Consider the following 5,041-nt stretch of genomic DNA (forward strand, 5'->3'; position numbering starts at 1 on the left):
CAATGCCCGGATTCAGGGGAGCTAATAAGCTCGTAGGTTCGTAAGGGGAATGGCATTATTTCTGCATAAACTGCAAATTCTGTAAGGAATAAACATCTCGCAAAGCCCACAGAGAGCACAAAGATTTTTCAGAATTTTTGAGAGGATAATTCTGAAAATGTCTATCACTGCTTACGCATGAGAAAAATATAACAATTAGCCCATCATTTGGGTCTGAAATATTCTTGCTAATCCCGTTAGGCTGATTAGTATTACTGATTCTTCCTCTAAAAGAATCAGTAATAAAAACTCTGTGACTCAGTGATCTCTGTGAGAGACAAAAGCAAGAAGATGAAAAATAGTGATAAGGACCAGTAACTAGTAACTGGATGTGTTTACCAGACTCCGCAAAGCGGATGCATGCTTCAGACTGCTCTTCCGGAGCGGCCTGAAATTAATCATGTTAATCCTGTCCGACAAGTTGCTATTTCGATAGCATCTTCACCCATGGTTTCATTTGACAAAAAGTGCCATTGCAGTGTATTGTAATACAGGAGGTGGGAAAATGAGACATGTATTATCTTTGAGTCTGCCGGAACAGATGGCAAAGGAATTGAATAATTACGCCAAGATTACGGGAAGAAATAAAAGCGATATTTTAAAAGAGTCACTAAGTAAATACTTATGGGAAATTAAATTCAAGGAAACGAGAAAACAACTTTCTGTCAAAGCTAAGAAAGCCGGATTTATAACGGAAGATGATGTTTTCAAAACTGTTTCATGAAAGCGGTTTTTGATACTAACGTATTAATAGCTGCATTCCTCACTGAAGGATTATGTGCCAAACTCCTACTAAGGGCACGTCACAATGAGTTTTCATTAATTCTGTGCCCTTTTATCTTGCAAGAATTTCGAAAATTTCTTCAGAAAAAAATCAAAGCATCAAACCAGGAAATAGAAATAGCCATAAAGCTTCTTGAAGAAGTAGCATCTGAAGTCAACCAACCCTCAATTTCCATTAATAGAACATGCCGCGATGTTACTGATGATAATATTCTCAAGTGTGCTTTGTCGTCAGAATCAGACTATCTGGTAACAGGTGACGATGATTTATTGATCTTACGGAAATATGGAAAAATAAAAATCATCAAACCACGCCAGTTTGAAGAACTATTCACGGATAATTAAAAACTGTTATTCCATTTTTAAAATTAAAAGCAAAATTATGAAATAAGGTTTTTAGACAGGATTAACAGGATAGACAGAATATTCTGCCTTCCCCCTGGCGGATGCCGGTCAGGCAATAAGCCATACAACATCATAAACTACAAATTCTGTAAGGAATAAACATCTCGCAGAGCCCACAGAGAGCACAAAGATTTTTCAGAATTTTTTAGAGGAAAATTCTGAAAATGTCTATCACTGCTTACGCATGAGAAAAATATAACAATTATCCCATCCTTTGGGTCTGAAATATTCTTGCTAATCCCGTTAAGCTGATTAGTATTACTGAAATAGCTTGACTTTTCGACTTGCCAACCCGCATATTAGTAAAAGAATAGACTTTTATCAAAATCAGTGAGGATAGTTTTATGAGAACAGCAAATAAATTAGAGAAAATAGAAAGCCAGATCATGCGATTAACTGTATCTGAGCAGATTCATTTGATCGAACGCATTGCCAGATGGGTCCGATCCGTTCAGACAAAACAAGGTACAACCCTGAATTGGAATGATCTTTACGGAATTGGAAAAGGTATATGGTCAGGGGAAGATGCCCAGGAATATGTTAACCGGACAAGGGAAGAGCGTATATGAACTTTCCCGAAGAACTTGGGCAAATCAAAACTATTTTTCTGGATACAGCACCTATAATTTATTTCATTGAGGCTCATGAACAATTTGGGCCTCTTGCTAAACAAGCATTTAAATTAATAGATAAATATATGATTCAGGCATTTACTTCCGTTCTGACCCTTTCAGAAGTCTTGTCGAAACCTGCTGAAACAGGCAATAACGAACTGATAGAACAATTTAAAATATATCTTAAAAACGGTCCGAATCTTACAATGCTTCCTATTACGGAAACCATTGGCGAAAATGCAGGTATTCTCCGAGGGAAATATCCCCATCTGAAAACCGTAGATGCGGTTCAGATATCAACAGCACTATATGCAGAGGCAGATGTTTTTTTAACCAATGACAAGAAACTCGCTGGAATTAAGGAAATTAAGATTCTTATTTTGAGCAATTATCTCAACAATGCCCGGATTCAGGGGAGCTAATAAGCTCGTAGGTTCGTAAGGGGAATGGCATTATTTCTGCATAAACTGCAAATTCTGTAAGGAATAAACATCTCACAGAGCCCACAGAGAGCACAAAGATTTTTCAGAATTTTTTAGAGGAAAATTCTGAAAATGTCTATCACTGCTTACGCATGAGAAAAATATAACAATTAGCCCATCATTTGGGTCTGAAATATTCTTGCTAATCCCGTTAAGCTGATTAGTATTACTGATTCTTCCTCTAAAAGAATCAGTAATAAAAACTCTGTGACTCAGTGTACTCTGTGAGAGACAAAACCTGCGCACCCTGTGAGAGATTAATTTGCAGTAAATATATTCAGCCACCGACTAACGCGCAGACAAACACAATCTTTATAATATCTGCGAACGTCCCCGCTTGTCTGCGGCAAATACATACCCAAGCTGTAAGAAGGTAGTATAACATGATAATTAAATTTATTGACAAAGCCATGAGCAAAGCAGTTTATGATAAACTTAAAGACGAGGTAATTTAATATGCGATACAGAGTTTACTACTATTATGATCCGGATTATAAAGGCTATGTTGCTGATGCTCTTGATCTGGTCGGTTGTGTCAGTCAAGGAAAGACAATAGAGGAGGCAAAAACGAACATTAAGGAAGCAATCAAGGCTTATCTTGATGTTGAAAAAGATAAAAGTAACGGCGAGAAATCATATTTTCTACCTGAGGAAAGCTTTATAGGAGAAGTCGCTGTTGGGTAAATATTCCAACATATCCGGACGTAAGGCAGTAACAATTTTCAAAAAATATGGATATGAATTCGCCCGTCAAACTGGTAGCCATATTATTTTGAAACATTCAAGCAAGCCAACAATAACCATTCCGGATCATAAAGAACTTGCTCCTGGTCTTATTCGGGCATTATTGTCCCAATCAGGAATAGATCCGGCAGATTTTCTCAAACGCCTTTAAAATTTTCAGGATGTTTTGCCTGACCGACCGGAAGCCGGACAGTCAATAAACCATCACCTACGGCAAGTGGGTCAAGAGAAAGCACAAAACTCATGAATCATTAGCCGCCGACTAACGCGCAGACAAACGCAGAAAGGAATTTGATTAACGTTTAAATATAACTTACCTGCGATAGCAGCATGTCAGCATTTTAAGAATTTTTCCTCTCAAAAAATTCTTAAAAAACTCTGTGACTCTGAGAACTCTGTGAGAGATTTAAAAGATACAAGGCACAAGTTTATACACACTTTATGCTTATCAATTTACTGTCAACTGGTAACCGGTAACCGGAAACCGATATAATCCTGTCAATCCTGTCTGCCATTTTTAACCTTGCTTGTTCCTTACAAACTTTTTTACGGCTTGACAATGGCCATAAATATAGCTATTATTTCCGAAAGTACTTGTTGTACAACAAACGGGGGGAGTAATAACTATGAAAGAACAATATACAATAGTAGATGCCAAAAACAAACTGACATCGATCATCCATTCTGTAGAAACCGGCCATGCTGTTAAATTGACCAGGCATGGCAAGCCCGTTGCCGTTTTATTATCAATAAAAGATTATCAAAGGCTTAACAGTAAAAAAGAAGGCTTTTATAATGCCTTGAATTCCTGGCGGGAAAGCATGGCAGAAGAAGATGTAGTTATCACAGGCGAAGAATTTGATGATGTCAGAGATAATTCATCAGGCCGGAACATCGACTTATTATGATAAAGTACCTGCTCGATACAAACATCTTATCCGAACCTGTGAAAGCTTATCCCAACCAGCACATAATGACAATGCTCAAAAAACATCAAAATGAGATTATAACGGCTGCTCCGGTATGGCATGAACTTCTGTACGGCTATCTCCGGCTTCCGGTTTCCCGTAAGCGTGATATGCTCGAAGCATATCTTGAAGATGTCGTACTAAAAAACATGGATATACTTCCCTATGATGAGCGGGCAGCAAAATGGCACGCAGAACAGAGAGCCAAACTATCCCTGCATGGAAATACTCCATCTTTCGTAGACGGTCAGATCGCAGCAATAGTCAGTGTTAATGATCTGATTCTGGTTACACGTAACACTCAGGATTTCAAATTATTTGAAAGTATCCGTGTTTTAAATTGGCATAAAACAGGTTAAAAACATTTGTTTTTAGCTATGATTAACCCCAACCACTGTTCGAGTTGTCGAGCTTAAAGGAAAACATAGTTTATTAATTAGACAGGATTAACAGGATGTACAGGATTTTACTTGCCGGCCGGAAGCCGTACAGGCAATAAGCCATACAACATCATAAACTGCAAATTCTGTAAGGAATAAACATCTCACAGAGCCCACAGAGGGCACAAAGATTTTTCAGAATTTTTGAGAGGATAATTCTGAAAATGTCTATCACTGCTTACTCATGAGAAAAATATAACAGTTAGCCCATCATTTGGGTCTGAAATATTCTTGGCTCCTCCCGTTAAGCTGATTAGTATTACTGATTCTTCTCTCAAAGAATCAGTAATAAAAACTCTGTGACTTTGTGATCTCTGTGAGAGATAAAAGCAAGAAGATGAAAAATAGTGATAAGGGCCAGTAACTAGTAACTGGATATGTTTACCAAACTCCGCGAAGCGGATGCATGTTTAAGGTCGCTCTTCTGGAGTGGTCTGAAAATAATCCTGCATATCCTGTAAATCCTGTCCGGTATGCTTTTGCTTTTTTGTTAATAAAGTTTTAGACAGGATCAACAGGATGGACAGGATATTTGTCTATCGGCCGGATGCCGATTAGACAATAAG

At 37.9% G+C, this 5,041-nt stretch carries 8 protein-coding genes; all 8 read left to right on the forward strand.

Going from position 1 to position 5,041, the window contains the following annotated elements:
- The first annotated feature begins 544 nt into the window (after positions 1-544).
- The 8 genes from KKC46_07965 (at position 545) to KKC46_08000 (ending at position 4,394) form a co-directional block, all read left to right on the forward strand.
- Positions 545-763: a ribbon-helix-helix domain-containing protein gene (locus KKC46_07965; GenBank protein MBU1053751.1), complete on the forward strand. Its 219-nt coding sequence runs from the start codon at positions 545-547 to the stop codon at positions 761-763.
- A complete protein-coding gene (locus KKC46_07970; protein MBU1053752.1) occupies positions 760-1,167 on the forward strand; it encodes a putative toxin-antitoxin system toxin component, PIN family in 408 nt (135 codons plus the stop codon). The genes KKC46_07965 and KKC46_07970 overlap by 4 nt, the downstream gene beginning before the upstream one ends.
- A 404-nt stretch (positions 1,168-1,571) precedes the next feature.
- Positions 1,572-1,796, forward strand: a complete 225-nt coding sequence (locus KKC46_07975; protein ID MBU1053753.1) for a hypothetical protein — start codon at positions 1,572-1,574, stop codon at positions 1,794-1,796.
- Entirely contained in the window at positions 1,793-2,263 is a 471-nt protein-coding gene (locus KKC46_07980; protein MBU1053754.1) for a PIN domain-containing protein, read from the forward strand. The genes KKC46_07975 and KKC46_07980 overlap by 4 nt, the downstream gene beginning before the upstream one ends.
- Positions 2,264-2,779: 516 nt before the next feature.
- A complete protein-coding gene (locus tag KKC46_07985) occupies positions 2,780-3,007 on the forward strand; it encodes a type II toxin-antitoxin system HicB family antitoxin (GenBank protein MBU1053755.1) in 228 nt (75 codons plus the stop codon).
- Positions 3,000-3,218 carry a type II toxin-antitoxin system HicA family toxin gene (locus tag KKC46_07990; protein ID MBU1053756.1) on the forward strand — a complete coding sequence of 73 codons (219 nt, stop codon included), beginning with the start codon at positions 3,000-3,002 and terminating at the stop codon, positions 3,216-3,218. The genes KKC46_07985 and KKC46_07990 overlap by 8 nt, the downstream gene beginning before the upstream one ends.
- Positions 3,219-3,693: 475 nt before the next feature.
- On the forward strand, positions 3,694-3,975 hold the full coding sequence (locus tag KKC46_07995; protein ID MBU1053757.1) for a type II toxin-antitoxin system Phd/YefM family antitoxin: 282 nt from the start codon (positions 3,694-3,696) through the stop codon (positions 3,973-3,975).
- Positions 3,969-4,394, forward strand: coding sequence for a type II toxin-antitoxin system VapC family toxin (locus KKC46_08000; GenBank protein ID MBU1053758.1), 426 nt, complete (start codon positions 3,969-3,971; stop codon positions 4,392-4,394). Before KKC46_07995 ends, KKC46_08000 begins: the two co-directional genes overlap by 7 nt.
- The last annotated feature ends 647 nt before the right edge of the window (positions 4,395-5,041 follow it).

Source organism: Pseudomonadota bacterium, assembly GCA_018817425.1.
GTDB lineage: Bacteria > Desulfobacterota > Desulfobacteria > Desulfobacterales > RPRI01 > RPRI01.